This window comes from Streptococcus sp. Marseille-P6264 (assembly GCF_902460355.1).
Lineage (GTDB): Bacteria > Bacillota > Bacilli > Lactobacillales > Streptococcaceae > Streptococcus.
Map to the genome: position 1 here is coordinate 50,579 of NZ_CABPTO010000006.1, position 16,213 is coordinate 66,791.

15 protein-coding genes are annotated in these 16,213 nt (G+C 41.5%); 7 read left to right on the forward strand and 8 right to left on the reverse strand.

Annotation, left to right across the window (positions count from 1 at the left end; translation table 11 throughout):
* Positions 1–76: 76 nt before the first annotated feature.
* Both FZ941_RS08300 and FZ941_RS08305 read left to right on the forward strand, forming a co-directional pair.
* Positions 77–1,783 carry a C69 family dipeptidase gene (locus tag FZ941_RS08300; protein WP_148887527.1) on the forward strand — a complete coding sequence of 569 codons (1,707 nt, stop codon included), beginning with the start codon at positions 77–79 and terminating at the stop codon, positions 1,781–1,783.
* A gap of 209 nt (positions 1,784–1,992) precedes the next feature.
* Positions 1,993–3,279, forward strand: a complete 1,287-nt coding sequence (locus tag FZ941_RS08305) for a U32 family peptidase (protein WP_045499264.1) — start codon at positions 1,993–1,995, stop codon at positions 3,277–3,279.
* Positions 3,280–3,424: 145 nt separating this feature from the next.
* Here FZ941_RS08305 and FZ941_RS08310 read toward each other — a convergent pair whose 3' ends face one another.
* Positions 3,425–3,781: a hypothetical protein gene (locus FZ941_RS08310; protein ID WP_045499267.1), complete on the reverse strand. Its 357-nt coding sequence runs from the start codon at positions 3,779–3,781 to the stop codon at positions 3,425–3,427.
* A gap of 89 nt (positions 3,782–3,870) precedes the next feature.
* Here FZ941_RS08310 and FZ941_RS08315 point away from each other — a divergent pair, with 89 nt between their 5' ends.
* Positions 3,871–4,086, forward strand: a complete 216-nt coding sequence (locus tag FZ941_RS08315) for a YdbC family protein (protein ID WP_005590703.1) — start codon at positions 3,871–3,873, stop codon at positions 4,084–4,086.
* A gap of 9 nt (positions 4,087–4,095) precedes the next feature.
* Here the strand turns inward: FZ941_RS08315 and FZ941_RS08320 are convergent, their stop codons facing one another.
* Positions 4,096–4,650: a biotin transporter BioY gene (locus FZ941_RS08320; protein WP_045499270.1), complete on the reverse strand. Its 555-nt coding sequence runs from the start codon at positions 4,648–4,650 to the stop codon at positions 4,096–4,098.
* Between the two features lie 640 nt (positions 4,651–5,290).
* Positions 5,291–6,640, reverse strand: a complete 1,350-nt coding sequence (gene gorA, locus FZ941_RS08325) for a glutathione-disulfide reductase (RefSeq protein ID WP_148887528.1) — start codon at positions 6,638–6,640, stop codon at positions 5,291–5,293.
* Positions 6,641–6,852: 212 nt separating this feature from the next.
* On the opposite strand from gorA, the gene FZ941_RS08330 reads away from it, so the two are divergent.
* The 3 genes from FZ941_RS08330 to FZ941_RS08340 are packed head-to-tail and all read left to right on the forward strand — an operon-like array spanning position 6,853 to position 9,942.
* Positions 6,853–8,004 carry an efflux RND transporter periplasmic adaptor subunit gene (locus FZ941_RS08330; RefSeq protein ID WP_045499275.1) on the forward strand — a complete coding sequence of 384 codons (1,152 nt, stop codon included), beginning with the start codon at positions 6,853–6,855 and terminating at the stop codon, positions 8,002–8,004.
* Positions 7,988–8,686: an ABC transporter ATP-binding protein gene (locus FZ941_RS08335; protein WP_045499278.1), complete on the forward strand. Its 699-nt coding sequence runs from the start codon at positions 7,988–7,990 to the stop codon at positions 8,684–8,686. The genes FZ941_RS08330 and FZ941_RS08335 overlap by 17 nt, the downstream gene beginning before the upstream one ends.
* Positions 8,686–9,942, forward strand: coding sequence for an ABC transporter permease (locus FZ941_RS08340; protein ID WP_045499281.1), 1,257 nt, complete (start codon positions 8,686–8,688; stop codon positions 9,940–9,942). Before FZ941_RS08335 ends, FZ941_RS08340 begins: the two co-directional genes overlap by 1 nt.
* A 252-nt stretch (positions 9,943–10,194) precedes the next feature.
* On the opposite strand, the gene lysS is transcribed toward FZ941_RS08340, so the two are convergent.
* The 5 genes from lysS to FZ941_RS08370 all read right to left on the reverse strand — a co-directional run bounded on the left by lysS (position 10,195) and on the right by FZ941_RS08370 (position 14,751).
* On the reverse strand, positions 10,195–11,685 hold the full coding sequence (lysS, locus tag FZ941_RS08350; protein ID WP_045499284.1) for a lysine--tRNA ligase: 1,491 nt from the start codon (positions 11,683–11,685) through the stop codon (positions 10,195–10,197).
* Positions 11,686–11,777: 92 nt separating this feature from the next.
* A complete protein-coding gene (locus tag FZ941_RS08355) occupies positions 11,778–12,419 on the reverse strand; it encodes a histidine phosphatase family protein (RefSeq protein WP_148887529.1) in 642 nt (213 codons plus the stop codon).
* A 33-nt stretch (positions 12,420–12,452) separates the two neighbouring features.
* The gene (locus tag FZ941_RS08360) at positions 12,453–12,929 is read right to left on the reverse strand and encodes an aminoacyl-tRNA deacylase (protein ID WP_148887530.1); all 477 of its coding nucleotides are present in this window, start codon (positions 12,927–12,929) and stop codon (positions 12,453–12,455) included.
* Positions 12,929–13,771, reverse strand: coding sequence for a DUF368 domain-containing protein (locus FZ941_RS08365; protein ID WP_148887531.1), 843 nt, complete (start codon positions 13,769–13,771; stop codon positions 12,929–12,931). Before FZ941_RS08365 ends, FZ941_RS08360 begins: the two co-directional genes overlap by 1 nt.
* Before the next feature lie 134 nt (positions 13,772–13,905).
* Positions 13,906–14,751 (reverse strand): glycoside hydrolase family 25 protein, encoded by an 846-nt coding sequence (locus FZ941_RS08370; protein WP_125370646.1) that lies wholly within the window; start codon positions 14,749–14,751, stop codon positions 13,906–13,908.
* 227 nt (positions 14,752–14,978) lie between these two features.
* On the opposite strand from FZ941_RS08370, the gene ftsW reads away from it, so the two are divergent.
* Positions 14,979–16,193 (forward strand): cell division peptidoglycan polymerase FtsW, encoded by a 1,215-nt coding sequence (ftsW, locus tag FZ941_RS08375; protein ID WP_125370645.1) that lies wholly within the window; start codon positions 14,979–14,981, stop codon positions 16,191–16,193.
* The last annotated feature ends 20 nt before the right edge of the window (positions 16,194–16,213 follow it).

Consider the following 16,213-nt stretch of genomic DNA (forward strand, 5'->3'; position numbering starts at 1 on the left):
GTTAAGGTATTACGGTTTATGTTGTTTAGACTGGGAGTTGATTCCAGCCCCGCAGATAGTCAAAAGGAGATAGACTATGAAGAAAATACTGCTCAGACTAATGTTCCTTGCAATGTTAGTTGCTCTTTTGCCTGTTCATGTGGCACAAGCGTGTTCTGCTTTTATTGTCGGTAAAGATCTGACAGCAGATGGCTCTACTCTATTTGGTCGGACAGAGGACTACCCATACGCCCCTGACGGTGGTCGGCACAATCAAAACTATGTAGTTGTGCCAGCTAAGACCTATAAAGATGGCGATAAGATAGAAGATGAGTCAAATGGCTTTACCTATCCGCATTTAGCGAATGAAATGAAATACACAGCTGTCTACGACTCTGATCGTGACAACGGAAGTAACGGAAACTTCGCTGCGCATGGCTTTAATGAACTTGGTGTAGCTATGACAGCGACCGTTTCAGCAACACCAAATGACAAAGTGTTAAAAGAAGACCCACTTGTAAAAGATGGTCTTCCAGAAGCATCATTAGTTGACCTTGCTTTGCCTCGTGCAAAAACAGCACGTGAAGTTATTGAGACAGTTGCGAAAGTTCTGGATGAAAAGGGGTCAGCAGAAGGAAATATCATCGTTGCAGCAGATAAAAATGAGCTATGGTATATGGAAATCCTGTCTGGTCACCAATATGTAGCCATCAAATTCCCAACAAATAAGTATGCTGTCTTTGCGAACACTTACTATCTTGGTCATGTTGACTTGAACGATAAGGAAAATGTCATTGCTTCTAAAGATGTGGAAGAAGTAGCTAAAAAAGCAGACAACTATAAGACCGACAAAGATGGCAACTTTATGATTGCTAAATCTTATGGACCTGATAAATATATGGAACGTAACCGTTCTCGGACCTATGCAGGTATCAAGTGGATGGATCCACAAGCAAAAGTAAATTATGACGATGAAGCTTTTGATCTCTTGCGCGAACCAACTGATCCAAATAAGAAATACACAGTTCATGATGTGATCGCTGAACAAAGAAATCGTTTTGAACACTTGCCAGAATATAAAGCAGATGACTTAGTTGAAGTCGGTAAGAAGATCGATGGCAATGTTTACAAATATGCACTAGGTAACGAAAACGTAATCGACGCGCACGTTTATCAAATCAAACCAAACCTACCAAATGCCTTTGGCGGTGTTATGTGGCTAGGTCTGGCACAAAGTCGCAACACACCATATGTGCCATTCTATGGTAATGTAGAAGATACTTACGAAGCTTTCAAGAACCGCTCTACTAAATATGACGGAAAATCTTGGTATTGGACTGTTTGGCATATTGACCAAATGGTTATGAAATATCCAGAAATCTTTGGTAACAGCATCCAAGAAAAATGGAAAGAAAAAGAAGCTGAATGGGATAAAGAACAAACCGAACGTGATGCCAAATATGCAAACTACACAGATGAACAAGCCAAAGCCGCTGGACCAGAAGTGACGAAGGAAGCCTTGGAACGCTCAGAAAAAATCTTTAAGGAAATCAAAGCAGTCGAAGCAGAGATGGAAGAAAAGATTAAGAAGGAAAAAGGTAAAGATGCAGATCTTGTCTATACAGGCTATAACAAAGCAAACCTCCTGGCTGAAGCAGAAAAAGGAAAATCAGCGGACAAAGCTAGCGATACGAAGAAAGATAGCTCAAGTCAAACTACTTGGATTGTCATCGGCGTATTGGTTGTGCTAGTTGCTGGATTCTTCGGATACAAACAATTTAATAAGAAGAAGGTGGAAGAATAAATTTTGAAAGAAAGCTAGAAGTTTAAGACTTCTGGCTTTTTTCCTCTTTCTAAGACAATAAACCTATATCCTAAAATACTTAGTAAGGAGATGAGGATAGAAGATTAGAATTGTCAAAAAACTAGGCTCCATCTTGCTTTTAGTGGTAAATTGCTATAAAATAGATAGGGTTAAACATCAATACTTTTATATTGCAAATAGGAGAAAAGATGACAAAAAAATTAAAACGTCCAGAGGTACTGTCACCAGCTGGTACGTTAGAAAAGTTGAAAGTAGCTGTTCGCTATGGGGCAGATGCTGTTTTTATTGGTGGTCAAGCCTATGGTTTGCGCAGTCGTGCGGGGAACTTCACTTTTGAGCAAATGGAAGAAGGTGTCCAATTTGCGGCTGAACATGGTGCCAAGGTCTATGTAGCGGCCAATATGGTTATGCACGAAGGAAATGAAGCAGGTGCTGGAGAATGGTTCCGTCGTTTGAGAGACATTGGGATTGCCGCTGTTATTGTTTCTGACCCAGCCTTGATTGCGATTGCAGCTTCTGAAGCGCCTGGCCTAGAAATTCACTTGTCAACGCAAGCTAGTGCAACCAACTATGAAACGCTTGAGTTTTGGAAAAATCTTGGTTTGACCCGGGTCGTTTTGGCGCGTGAGGTTTCCATGGCTGAGCTAGCTGAGATTCGCAAGCGTACCGATGTAGAAATCGAAGCTTTCGTTCATGGGGCTATGTGTATTTCTTACTCTGGCCGTTGTACCCTTTCCAATCATATGAGTATGCGCGACGCTAACCGCGGCGGTTGTTCGCAATCTTGTCGCTGGAAATATGATTTGTACGACATGCCTTTCGGACAAGAACGCAAGAGCTTGAAAGGTGAAATTCCAGAAGAATTTTCTATGTCAGCTGTTGATATGTCCATGATTGACCGCATTCCTGATATGATTGAAAATGGTGTTGATAGTTTGAAAATCGAAGGTCGGATGAAATCCATTCACTACGTTTCAACAGTAACTAACTGCTACAAAGCAGCTGTGGACGCCTATTTGGAAAGCCCAGAAAAGTTTGAAGCTATTAAGCAAGATCTAGTAGATGAAATGTGGAAAGTAGCTCAACGTGAGCTGGCAACTGGTTTTTACTACCATACGCCAACTGAGAATGAGCAGCTTTTCGGAGCCCGCCGTAAGATTCCAGAATACAAATTTGTAGCAGAAGTAGTTGCTTATGATGAAGTGACACAAACTGCGACTATTCGCCAGAGGAATGTTATCCATGAAGGCGATCAGGTGGAATTCTATGGACCTGGTTTCCGCCATTTTGAAACCTATATTACTGACCTCCATGATGAAAAAGGGAATAAGATTGACCGTGCGCCAAACCCAATGGAATTACTGACGATTACAGTTCCGCAGCCAGTCCAACCTGGTGATATGGTCCGTGCCCGCAAGGAAGGTTTAATCAATTTGTATAAAGAAGATGGCACTAGTGTGACTGTTCGGGCTTAATCAGGCACGAAAGTTAGAGCAATGCGCTCATCAAGTAGGCCTTGCCTACATGGTGGATACGAATAGATAGCGGAAGTCCTTGTTCTAAAAATTCGGCCATTGGCTTTAAAAATAAAACTCTTCAAATCGCTTTTGATTTGAAGAGTTATTTTTTGAATTTGCGGTTTTCGAGTCGAATATCTTTTCTCTGGGCCTCACGGATGTTATTGGGGACTAGACTGATGCGATGGATATCAGGCACACGTATGATGGTCGTCATGTTTTTTTTGAAATTTTTGACAATCAACTGCTGGCGGTCACGGTCATATTTGACAATATCTCCAGTAAAATTCTTATCCAGAAAAATAACATGGACACCAGAATTTTTTCGCAGAGCCAAGTCAATCGTATGTAGGATATGACTGTTGTCGTCCTCTTCCTTATCCGTCTTTTTATAGTTAATAAACTCATTCGTCTTTTGTAAAATCATTTCGAGATATTTTTTCATAGATAAAATCTCCATAACTTGTTACAATATATTATATAATAAATTAATTAAAAAAGTAAAATCTTTTACGAATAATGAGATAGAAAGTAGAAAAGAGGTAAAGTATGGCAGATTTTAAATTTGAAATCGAGGAAAAATTGCTCGTTTTATCGGAAAATGAAAAAGGATGGACCAAAGAACTCAACCGCGTAAGTTTTAACGGTGCGCCAGCCAAGTACGATATCCGAACTTGGAGTCCTGACCACAGCAAGATGGGCAAGGGAATTACCCTTTCCAATGAAGAATTTCAAGTTCTTTTGGATGCATTTAAAAATGGATAGACGCAAAGTCTATCCGTTTTTATTGTCTGAAAAATAGGAATGAAAAGCCAGACTCCTAAACATAGGAATGCTGATGAGAGTGATGGCGACAATTTTTAAAAGATCAGGAAGAATGAAAGGTGTGACACCAACAGCAATGGCCTTGGAAAATCCCATGTTAGCCAGAAAATGAAGTCCGATTACGCCACCGACAAAAACCAGTGCATCTCCGAGCAGGTTAGCCAAAAAGATCGTGTAAAACTTGCTATCCTTACTTGTCAAACTAGAAGTGACCAATGCAAAGAGCAGATAAGCCCAAAGATAGCCCGCGCTTGGTCCGAAGAGGGCTTGAAAACCACCGCTTCCTCCAGCGAAGACCGGCAGGCCAATAGCACCCAGCAGCAGATAGAGCAGAACAGACAAGACAGCTTCGCGGGTTCTAAAAATGGTTGCAATCAAACCAACAGCAAAGGTCTGTAGCGTAATGGGAATGGTCCCAATGGAGAAACTAAGCTGGGAGAGCACAGCTAGGAAAGCAGCACCAATAGCTGGAAGGGCAAGAAGAAATGCTTTGTTTTTGTTCATAATAGTAAACCTCTTTTTTGAATTATGGTAACTATTCTAAATCAAAATAAAAAAAAGTCAAGTCTTTTTACATCAGACTAGACAGTTGTTTGCTTATTTCCGCTTTTTGCGACTCCGAATGAGGAGTAAGATAAAGGCGATTAAGCCAAAAATATTAAAGAAAATAATTCCTAGAGCTGCTAATAATTTTTTCGTTTTGCTCATTTCCAATCCCCTTTCTCTTAGTATTTCTTCTTATCATATCAAAAATTCCTCTTCTTGAATAGCAGAAAGGGTAAAAGATGGCTGGCAAGTAAATACAGCAAGAAAATAAGACTGTCTTGAAAAATTACAACTTATAAGCTTGTTTAGAACAAGTAAGCATGCTGAATAAAAAAGAGGAAGATTCTTTACATAAATCTCCCCTAATTTTAGAATTAATTTAGAATTTCTTGAATGATAATTGAATCTTATGCTTTAAAATAAAGTAAGAAGCCAAAGAACAAAGCCAGATAGTGTGACTAGCTCTATCAAATCGTATAAGACTTCTTTCTTACAAAAATGTAAGATAAAAATCAAAAATGAAAGGATAAGTTATGGTTGCCTTCTCTTCTTTATTTTATGATAATAATGAGCTTTAGAAAGGCCAAAGAAGAAACTTTTAGCGCATGGTGACAAATTCTTCGGAGCCAGTTGGGTGGATGGCAACGGTGGCGTCGAAATCGGCTTTGGTAGCTCCCATCTTAATAGCAACGGCGAAGCCTTGAATCATTTCATCTACGCCATAGCCAATGCCATGGAGGCCGACAACTTTTTCATTGTGACCAGCAGTGATAAGTTTAAACTTGGCCTGTTGGCGGTGTTGGGTAACAGCTGAGTACATAGAGGTAAAGCTAGAGGTGTAGACATGAATTTGCTCAACACCATAATCTCGAATAGCTTCTTCCTCTGTCAGCCCCACTGTTCCAATAGCGGGATGGGAGAAGACGACAGTTGGAATAGTGGAGTAATCCATCTTGGCATCTGTCTTGTCGTTAAAGAGGCGCTCAGACAGGGTGCGGCCAGCCTTGATTGCTACGGGCGTCAGCTCTTTTTCGCCCGTCACATCGCCCAAGGCATAGATACCAGGTATGACAGTATTTTGGTATTCATCCACAGCGATGAAGCCGCGGTCATTTAGGGTAACCCCTGCAGCATCAAGATTGAGCCCTTGGACATTTGGCTTACGGCCAATAGCCCAAATAATCCGTTCGGCAATATGGCTACTACCGTCTTGGAAGTAGAGGTGTAGCTGACCATCAGGAAGTTTTTCCACTCGTTCGGGTATCTTGTGAGCATGAAGACTAGGGCCAGATTTTTCCATCTCAGCCACCAATCCGTCAATCAGATAGCTATCAAAATTGCGGAGGGGACGGTCGCGGCGGACAAAGAGATCCGTCTTGACACCTAGAGTATGGAGGACACCAGCAAGCTCCACAGCGATATAGCCTGCTCCGACAACGGCAACAGACTTGGGCAGCTCTTCCCAAGCAAAAACATCGTCAGAAGTCTCGCCGTATTCGGCACCAGGAATCTGAGGAATGGCTGCATGAGCACCTGTTGCGATAACGATGTGTTTGGCGCGAATCAATTCTCCATTGACTTCCACTGTATGCTTATCAACGAAATGAGCGCGACCTTCGATCAGTTCAACGCCGTTACGTTTGAAGCTACCATCATAGGATGAGCGAGCGCGGTCAATGTAGGCTTCCCGATTCTTTCGTAAGGTAGCAAAGTCAAAGTGCTGATTATCTGAAGTAAAGCCATAGTCTGGTCCATAGTGCTGGATGGCTTCGGCAATCTGAGCACCGTACCACATGATTTTTTTAGGGACACAACCGACATTGACACAGGTTCCCCCTAATTTCTTTTCTTCAATGACAGCTGCTTTAGCGCCATGCTCACCAGCGCGATTCATGGTAGCAATGCCCCCACTGCCACCGCCAATTGCAATAATATCGAATTCTTTCATAGTTAGATAGAAGCTCCTTTAATCAATATGAGGTAATTGTACCTTTTTTAGAAAATGAATGCAAAAATCTGCTATGATTTAGAGATCCTGCAGCTTTTTTAGAGGAAAAATGGTCTTTTAGGGATTTTGTCCCTTTTCCTATCACAATATGATAGGTTATGATATAATGTAGTATAAAAGAAAAATGGTTTTCATCAAGAGGAGGAAAATAGATGAAAAAGCTGAAAAAATGGCAGCTATTTAGTATTATCGGAGTTGCTGTTGTAGTTGTATTGGGAGCAATTTCTGCAATAGTCCTGAGCAATCTTAGTTCTACAACAGAACCTAAGGAAGTTGCACCAATTGTGCAGCAGGCAAAAGAAGGTAGCATAGCCTCATCTGTCCTGTTGACGGGAACCGTAACTGCTAACTCAGAGCAGTATGTTTATTATGATGCTACCAAGGGAGACTTGGAATCTGTCCTAGTAAATGTTGGCGACCAAGTAACGGTAGGCCAAGCGCTTGTTCAATATAAGAGTGCAGAAGCACAAGCCAATTATGATGCAGCAGTTCGTGCTGTCAATAAGGCTGACCGTCAGATTTATGACTTACAGACCAATGGAGCGACAGTAGAAAAAACTGGCGATGAAGAAACGGATAATAAATCCCTTGCCTCTGCTCAACGGACTGTCGATTCTCAACTTGCTGATTTGCGCGATGCACGTTCAGACGCTGTGGACAATATGAATAAGGCGCAAGCTTTGTTAAATGCAGCGACTGTTACGAGCACTGTTGAGGGAACAGTAGTAGAAGTAAACCGCGATGTATCCAAATCAACAACAGGAACCAACCAAACCTTGGTGCACATTGTCAGCAACGGCAGCCTTCAAATCAAGGGAGAACTCTCTGAATATAATCTGGCTAATTTGTCAGTTGGACAAGAAGTAAGCATTACTTCTAAAGTATATCCTGACAAAAAATGGACAGGTAAAATTAGCTATATTTCCAACTATCCTAAGGACGGACAGCAAACTTCATCAACCAATACAGGTGGCGCAGCTTCCTCTGCAAAATATCCATTTACAGTCGATATTACAAGTGAAATTGGTGATTTGAAGCAAGGTTTCTCTGTCAGCGTTGAAGTGAAAAACAATACAAAAGGGATTCTTGTACCAGCAAGCAGTATTATCTCAGACGGAGACAAGAACTACGTTTGGACTGTCGAAAAAGGTAAAGCAAAGAAAGTGGAAGTGACCTTAGGAAATGCTGATGCTGAAAATCAAGAAATCTCATCTGGTTTGACAAAAGATAGTAAAGTTATCACCAATCCAACAGATAGCTTGAAAGATGGTCAAGAGGTGAAAGCGGATGAAAAAACTCATTGATCTACGAAATATTAATAAGACCTATCGGAATGGTGATCAAGAACTTAAAGTCTTAAAAAATATCAATTTGACAGTTGAAGAGGGCGAGTTTGTGGCTATCATGGGGCCGTCTGGTTCCGGAAAGTCAACCCTGATGAATATTATCGGGATGTTGGATCGTCCTTCTACTGGTGAGTATTTTTTAGGAAATGAAGATGTTGCAAACCTGGGTGATAAAAAATTAGCCAAGGTTCGAAATAATCAAATCGGCTTCGTTTTTCAGCAATTTTTCCTCTTATCTAAATTAAATGCCCTTCAAAATGTAGAACTCCCGCTGATTTATGCAGGGGCGTCACAAGGAAGTCGCAGAAATCTAGCTAAGCAGTATTTGGAAAAAGTAGATTTGGGTACTCGTATGACTCACTTGCCCTCAGAATTGTCTGGGGGGCAGAAGCAACGTGTTGCTATCGCGCGTGCCTTGGTAAATAATCCTTCGATTATTCTTGCCGACGAGCCGACAGGAGCCCTTGATACCAAAACTGGAGAGCAAATTATGGAACTCTTGACGGAGTTGAACGCTGAAGGAAAAACGATTATTATGGTTACTCATGAACCTGAAATTGCTGCCTATGCTAAGCGTCAGATTGTCATTCGTGATGGAGTTATCTCTTCAGATAGTGCTGAGAAGGAGGAACGTGATTAATGCAAAATTTTAAATTTGCCATTAGTTCCATTCTTGGGCACAAGATGCGGGCTTTTCTGACCATGATTGGGATTATCATCGGGGTTGCGTCTGTTGTCGTCATCTTGGCACTGGGAAATGGAATGCAACAGGGAGTCACCAAGAGCATCACCAAAGAACAACAGTATGTAAGCTTGCTTTATTCTCCTACTAAAAGTAATTATACGATGGGAGTCAACTTGATGGATACCGGTGGTGGTCCAGATGCAGATAGTGAGATACTAGAAGAACCACCTGTTGTTCAAGAGTCTTGGGTCAAGGAACTACTGAAGATTGATGGAGTCAAGGGTTATTATGTGACCAATGGTTCGACAGCTGATTTTTCTTATCAAAACAAGAAGTCTGATAAGGTCAACATTACGGGTGTGAATGCTACATTCTTTAAAATTAGAAAATATGAGATTTTAGCTGGACGGACTCTCCTGCCTAGTGACTATCAAAGTTTTTCTAATGTGATGATGATCGATGAAACAGTGGCGAACAGCCTGTTTGGAAGTAGTGCAGAAGCCCTGAATAAAGTAGTTTCAGTCGGTGACAGCAACTACCGAGTTGTTGGTATCTATAAGGATCCCAATGCTGGTCAGAGCAGGAGTATGAGCTCAGGTAGCGCCTTGATGGCTAATACACAGGTGGCCTCTGAATTTCAGACAGATGAAATTGCAACTGTCTATATCTATGTACCAGAAGTGGAACGCATCAACGAAGTCGGTGTAGAAGCAGCCAAAGAATTGACGGCTCTATCAGGGACTCGTCAAGGAGAATATCAAATCCTGAATATGGATACCTTGCTGGAGCAGTACAATCAAATCACAGGAACTATGACCGGTGTTATCGGAGCTATTGCAGGAATTTCCCTCTTTGTTGGTGGTATCGGTGTGATGAATATCATGTTGGTATCCGTTACAGAGCGAACACGGGAAATTGGTTTGCGAAAAGCTCTTGGAGCAACGCGTGGAAATATTCTCACGCAGTTCTTGATTGAATCCATGGTATTGACCCTTATCGGTGGCCTGCTTGGTCTTAGCCTTGCCTATGGAATCAATGCTTTGCTAGCTGCAGTCGTGCCTGAAAACGTATTTGGAGGCCCACCAGTTGTCTCTGTCACTGCAGCAGTTGGAAGCCTTGTCTTCTCAGCCATGGTTGGTATTGTCTTTGGTATCTTGCCGGCTAATAAAGCCTCTAAACTAGATCCGATTGAAGCGCTGAGATATGAATAATGTCATCAAGAGGCTGGGACAGAAGTCCTAGCCTCATTTTTTCTTTGGATTGTAGAGCAAGACGCAGTGGTTGAGTGGGCTCTACTACGCTGATTTCATCAGCTTTTACAGCCCTACTCAACTGTGAGGAGGTGGGACGACGAAATCGAATTCTAACGAATTACCGATTTCTGTCCCACTCTCTTTGTCATGTGAAAAATCCCGCTGGAAGTCCAGCGGGATTTGCTTACTTAAAATTATGTAAGTTTTAGATTACTTCATCGTAGGGAAGAGCAATACATCGCGAATCGTAGTCACATCTGTGAGCAACATTACGAGACGGTCGATACCGATTCCGAGGCCTCCAGTTGGTGGCATACCGTATTCCAAGGCTTCAACGTAATCATAGTCGATGCCAGTTGCTTCGTCATCACCCAGTTCTTTAGCTTTTGCCTGTGCTTCAAAACGAGATAATTGATCGATTGGATCGTTCAACTCAGTGAAGGCGTTGGCATATTCTTTGGTCATGATGAAGAGCTCGAAGCGGTCCGTGAAGCGTGGGTCTTCTGGGTTTTTCTTAGCCAGAGGTGACACAGCGACAGGGTGACCATAGACAAAGGTTGGCTGAATCAAGGTTTCTTCAACAAATTCTTCAAAGAAAGCATTGATGATGTGTCCAACTTCAGTATAATGTTTTTCAACTGGTACTTTCTTTTCTTTAGCCAAGGCAGCAGCCTCTTCGAAGGTCATATCTTGCCAGAAGTCTACGCCAGTGATCTCTTTAATAGCATCCACCATGTGAACACGTTTGAATGGCTCGTTGATCTTGATCTCAGTGCCTTGGTAGTTGACTGGTCCATCTCCTTTTACAGAAATGGCTGCATGTTGGATAATACCTTCTGTCAAGTCCATGATATCTTGGAAGTCCGCATAGGCTTGGTATACTTCGATAGAAGTGAACTCAGGATTATGAGTGGCGTCCATACCTTCGTTACGGAAAATACGACCAATTTCATAGACGCGTTCCATACCACCGACGATAAGGCGTTTCAAGTGAAGCTCAGTCGCAATCCGCAGCACCATGTCAATGTTTTGGGCATTGTGGTGCGTAATGAATGGACGAGCAGCAGCGCCGCCTGCTTCGTTGTGGAGAACAGGAGTTTCAACTTCAAGGAATCCTTGTCCATCAAGATAGCGACGGATTTCTGAGATGATTTTTGAGCGAGTGACAAAGCGCTCAAAGCTCTCACGGTTGGAAATCAAGTCCAAATAACGTTTGCGGTAGATGGTTTCAACGTCGGTCAAACCGTGGAATTTCTCTGGAAGGGGACGCAGAGCTTTTGAAAGGTGAGTAATATGCGTTGCTTTGATAGAGAGTTCTCCCATATCTGTGCGCATCACATCGCCTTCAATTCCCAAGAAGTCACCCAAGTCAGCCTTTTTGAAAATCTCATAGTTTTCTTCACCAACTTCGTCCTTACGAACGTAAATCTGGATTTGGCCTTCACGGTCTTGGATGTGGGCAAAGCCGACTTTCCCTTTTCCACGTTTAGTCATCAAACGACCAGCAATAGTTGCTTTTTCGTTTAATTCATGTAATTCTTCTTTGGATTTGTCGCTGTATTTTTCTTTGAGTTGAGCAGAATTTGCAGTACGTTCAAAACGTTTTCCAAAAGGATCAATTCCTTGCTCAGCCAGCGCGGCCATTTTTTCACGGCGAATAATCTGCTGGTCATTTAGTTCTTCAATATGTTCAGTAGTCATTTTCTTCCTCCTAAGGCTTTCCCTTCTATTCTATCACAAAATAAAAGGAAATTCAGCAATAATTATCGATAAAAATAGAAAAACTGCGATGTTCAAAGATTCGCAGTTTCATCTGTTCGCATGTAATCTAGGTTGTTCCAAGCAAGTAACTTGAAAGAGTCAAAATTGTCTGTTTCCAAAATGGTGAGGCTAGCATTGGCCAAGCCTCCGTCCTTACGGAGCAAAGATGTTTCGTAACCGAGCAGGCGCCGAATGCTGGCAGTTAGGTTGGCACCATGTCCGACAATTAGGACATTTTGAAAATCTTTCCCTTTGAGAGATTTCACGAAGGAAATTGTCCGCTGGGTGGTTTGATCAACGGATTCTGCTCCAAATAGTTGGTGATCAAACTGGGATAGATCGTGGCGGAAGGCCCACATCTGCTGAGGATAGGTGTCTTCTACAGTAGCAATTTTGCCTCCTTCTAGTTTTCCAAGAGCCCACTCTCTTAGTTGAGGAGTCGGAATGATATCGGTTTGATGCTGGTTTTCACTTTGAATAATCTCTGCAGAACGGTAAGCGCGCGGCAAATCGCTGGAGTAGATTTTATCGAATTTAACGTTTGACAAGTGCTTGCCCAAGCGCTTGAGCTCGTCAATAGAGGTTTCAAGCAGTGGAGAATCTCCGCTTGCCCCTTGGAAACGCATTTCTAGATTCCATTCGGTTTTTCCATGTCGGATAAAATACAATTTCATATCAAGATCCTTTTTTCTTTTGAAGCTAAAAACTTAGTCCTCTTTCAAGTCCGCGAACTGTGCTTGAACAAAGTCAGCCAAGTCCTGAGCCTTGATCTGGATGCTACGGCCGATCTCACCAGCAGAAACAATGATGCTTTCGCGACTTAGAGCCGTTTGGTCAATGAAAATTGGGAAGGAGTGCTTTTGGCGAATTCCGATAGGATTATTGGCACCATGGATGTAACCAGTCGTTTTTTCTAAATCTTTTTGCGGAATCATGCTAACTTTTTTATTGCCTGAAATTTTTGCTAATTTCTTTTCCGACAGATGTTCGGTGATAGGCAGGATGCCAATGACTGTTCCTGTTTTATCCCCGTTTAAAGCCAGTGTTTTATAAATTTGCGAGCGGTCAAATTCTTCAGTTAGGTTATCATCCAAAGCATTAATTTGCAAGCCTTGGTGCTCAATTTTTGCCTTGTTTAAAATTTGCTCAACCAGTGTTTTTTTGAGTTTTGTCTTTTTTGCCATTATTTATACTTCTCTTCTAATTGGGACATCCAAATTCCTAGCCAGATACCTAGTCCAAAGAAAAAGGCGGCAAGAACGAGTGTGAAAATGGATACTCCTGCATAACTAATGCTCTCACTGTTGCCACTTTGAGGGAGAACAATGAGCAAGGTACTGGACAATACAATGCCAATGATAAAATGGTAAACGCGGGAATGATAATGCTTCAAAATGTAATCCATGGCTTTTGAAAAGAGAATCAGAGCCAGAGCGCCACCGATGCCGATAGGCAGAAAGGTGCCAAATAAATCCAGACGTTTAAATCCTGTCAGCATGGGAGTATAGAGCCCTAGAATCAATAGCAGATTTGAAGGGCTGAGTCCCGGAATCAAGATTCCTAAAGCGATAAGGGCACCCGCTAAAATAAAGGATAAGAAGTTAGCTGGCAGTGTTCCCACCATTCCATTCAGTGAATAGAGGAAGACGCCCGACAAGATGAAACTAAGCCAGAAGGTAATTGTATCAGCTCGATCTCTGTCGGATTCCTTGACGGATTCTTTAATCAAGCTGGGAATGGTACCGATGATAGCTCCAGCAAAGCCCCAGAGAACGATAACCTTGTAATTATCCAGCAAGAGATTGACCGGATAAGAGAAGGCTGCGATCCCTAAAACCATCCCAATAGCTACAGGAGTGAAGTAGAGAACATTCTCGACAAAATTTTCTTTGATATGGGCTAAAAAGCGAATCATTCGCTCATAAATCCCCAAAATCGCGGCTAATACACCGCCAGACACACCAGGTAGGATGAAGCCAAGCGCGATAATCATTCCTTTTAACATCCTAGCAATCCATGAAATCATAATATCTCCCTACAAGTCTTTTTCATTAGACTATTGTACCATAAAGATACATACTTTTCTGAAAAAAGCAAGAAAAATATCTTGTACAGAGAAAAAAAGATACAAGATTTCCTAACAATTATCTTGCATCTTTTTTATTTTGGTGTTGAAAATAATTTCTTGTAAGTCTCTTTTTTATCCTGTACAGGAGAGAGCTGATTGAGGTCTAAGTTATGTGGGAAACCTTCCAATTTACCTTCTGAGGTGTATTGATGTAGGTCATAGGGCTGTTCAGTATTTGGAGCAGCGTTATAGTAGCCGTCATTATAGCCATAAGTTGGAATCCAAACGGCAGTAAATTTCTCAGTTGAGATACTGTGCTCTTCCATGAAATAGGTACCGATGTAGATGCCAATATTTTGAGCTCCAAGACTTTCAAGTTTGGCACGAAAAGCCTCAATTCCTGCGTTCATGTCGCCCATGGTCTTTTCTTCAACATCAAGCCAGTAAAAGGTAGGTTTATATTTCGAAGATGCCTTGTAGAAGCTTTCAGCTTCTTTTTCCATTTCTTTGATATTTCCTGCTGCTATATAAGCATAGACAGCCACAGGAATCCCCCGTTTTTGAAACTCTTGAATATGGGTAGCAAATGATTTGTCAAGTCCATTTAAATGAGTGGCAACATTTTCTTTTTTTGCTTGAGCTCCACTATGCACGCGAATGATAGCACCAGAAATATTTGTTGATAAGGTATCATAGTCTATTTCGCTGGGCAATTGCCAACCAGAAAGGTCAACGATAGGCTTATTAAGCAATTCTTCCTCAGGTTCGTCTGAAGGAGTTTCCTCCTTTTTTTTCTTGGTTGTCACCTGACTGACTTGAGTTTTTTTTGTTTGGGCTTGTTTAATTTGCACATCAAGATGGTGTTTGCTTATGACAATGTATAGAATAAAGCAAGCAAAAAATAGCAAGAGTGCAAGCGGTTTAATCCTTTTTCTCATACTGTTTCATTGTAACGTAAAATAAATAGAAAAGCAAAGTATTTATCCATATTCCCAGCGAAATACGAAAATGTAATCTGATTGCAATAGAAGATAAAACAATTTGAAATAATAGAATTTTTGAGGCGATAAATAAGCAAAAATCTTTTGAAGCTATCCTAATGCTTTTTTTTCGAGTCAAAAGGTGGTATAATGAAGGTTGAATTTTAGAAATTAAATGGTGAAATATGAAAATTGACAAAAAGCATTTATTGAATTACTCAATTTTGATTCCGTACATGCTGTTATCTGGCATTGGCTTGATTGTCGTTTATTCCACGACGAGCCCCATCCTCATTCAAAATGGGCTCAATAGTTTTCGAATGGTCGCCACTCAAGCAGGTTTTTGGCTCTTCAGCTTGGTGATGATTGGGATTATTTACCGAATGAAGCTGGATTTTCTGAAGAGGCCAGGAGTGATTACGTTTGTTATCATAGCTGAAATTATTCTGCTTTTACTCTCACGCTTTATCACAGGAACGATCAATGGGGCACACGGTTGGCTCAAAATCGGCCCAGTTACTGCTCAGCCGGCAGAATACCTGAAGATTATTTTGGTCTGGTATTTGGCCCTACAGTTTTCTAAGAAACAAGAGCAAATAGAAGTATATGATTATCAAGCAATCACCTTTAATCAGTTGATTCCGCGTGCCGTTACGGATTGGCGGGTTATTGTTACTTTCTTGATTGGTCTTGTGGTTATCATGCCCGACTTAGGAAATGCGACCATTTTGCTCTTAACAGTTTTGATTGTAATTTCCACCAGCGGAATTGCTTACAGATGGTTCTCGACCATGCTTGGTGCTGTTGTAGGAGGGTCGGCAGCAGTTTTAGCGAGTATTTGGTTGATAGGTGTCAAGCGTGTTGAGCAAGTTCCTGTTTTTGGATATGTTGCAAAGCGTTTTAGTGCTTTTTTCAACCCTTTCGACGATTTGTCTGGCTCAGGTCACCAGTTGGCCAATTCTTACTATGCCATGAGTAATGGTGGTTGGTTTGGCTTAGGTTTAGGAAACTCCATTGAAAAACGAGGTTATCTACCAGAGGCTCATACAGACTTTGTTTTCTCGATTGTTATTGAGGAAGTTGGATTCTTTGGAGCTACTTTAATTTTAGCCCTGCTCTTTTTCTTGATTTTACGAATTATTCTCGTAGGTACAAGGGCTAAAGATCCATTTAATTCTATGATGGCTTTGGGAATTGGCGGTATGATTCTGATGCAAACCTTTGTCAATATTGGTGGTATTTCGGGCTTGATTCCTTCAACCGGTGTAACCTTCCCATTCTTATCTCAGGGGGGAAATAGTTTATTGGTTTTATCGGTTGCCATTGCCTTTGTTTTAAATATTGATGCTAATGAGCGACGAAACGCCATGTATCAGGAACTAGAAGTAAGTCAATCCTAAAAGATCTTCTTGTATGTTAG

Bases quoted from the DNA above. Each gene is read 5' to 3' on its own strand.
- FZ941_RS08320 (WP_045499270.1), bottom strand. From the start codon at position 4,650: ATGAACAAAAACAAAGCATTTCTTCTTGCCCTTCCAGCTATTGGTGCT.
- FZ941_RS08355 (WP_148887529.1), bottom strand. From the start codon at position 12,419: ATGAAATTGTATTTTATCCGACATGGAAAAACCGAATGGAATCTAGAA.
- FZ941_RS08300 (WP_148887527.1), top strand. From the start codon at position 77: ATGAAGAAAATACTGCTCAGACTAATGTTCCTTGCAATGTTAGTTGCT.
- gorA (WP_148887528.1), bottom strand. From the start codon at position 6,640: ATGAAAGAATTCGATATTATTGCAATTGGCGGTGGCAGTGGGGGCATT.
- FZ941_RS08335 (WP_045499278.1), top strand. From the start codon at position 7,988: ATGAAAAAACTCATTGATCTACGAAATATTAATAAGACCTATCGGAAT.
- FZ941_RS08315 (WP_005590703.1), top strand. From the start codon at position 3,871: ATGGCAGATTTTAAATTTGAAATCGAGGAAAAATTGCTCGTTTTATCG.
- FZ941_RS08370 (WP_125370646.1), bottom strand. From the start codon at position 14,751: ATGAGAAAAAGGATTAAACCGCTTGCACTCTTGCTATTTTTTGCTTGC.
- lysS (WP_045499284.1), bottom strand. From the start codon at position 11,685: ATGACTACTGAACATATTGAAGAACTAAATGACCAGCAGATTATTCGC.
- FZ941_RS08365 (WP_148887531.1), bottom strand. From the start codon at position 13,771: ATGATTTCATGGATTGCTAGGATGTTAAAAGGAATGATTATCGCGCTT.
- FZ941_RS08360 (WP_148887530.1), bottom strand. From the start codon at position 12,929: ATGGCAAAAAAGACAAAACTCAAAAAAACACTGGTTGAGCAAATTTTA.
- FZ941_RS08330 (WP_045499275.1), top strand. From the start codon at position 6,853: ATGAAAAAGCTGAAAAAATGGCAGCTATTTAGTATTATCGGAGTTGCT.
- FZ941_RS08340 (WP_045499281.1), top strand. From the start codon at position 8,686: ATGCAAAATTTTAAATTTGCCATTAGTTCCATTCTTGGGCACAAGATG.
- ftsW (WP_125370645.1), top strand. From the start codon at position 14,979: ATGAAAATTGACAAAAAGCATTTATTGAATTACTCAATTTTGATTCCG.
- FZ941_RS08305 (WP_045499264.1), top strand. From the start codon at position 1,993: ATGACAAAAAAATTAAAACGTCCAGAGGTACTGTCACCAGCTGGTACG.
- FZ941_RS08310 (WP_045499267.1), bottom strand. From the start codon at position 3,781: ATGGAGATTTTATCTATGAAAAAATATCTCGAAATGATTTTACAAAAG.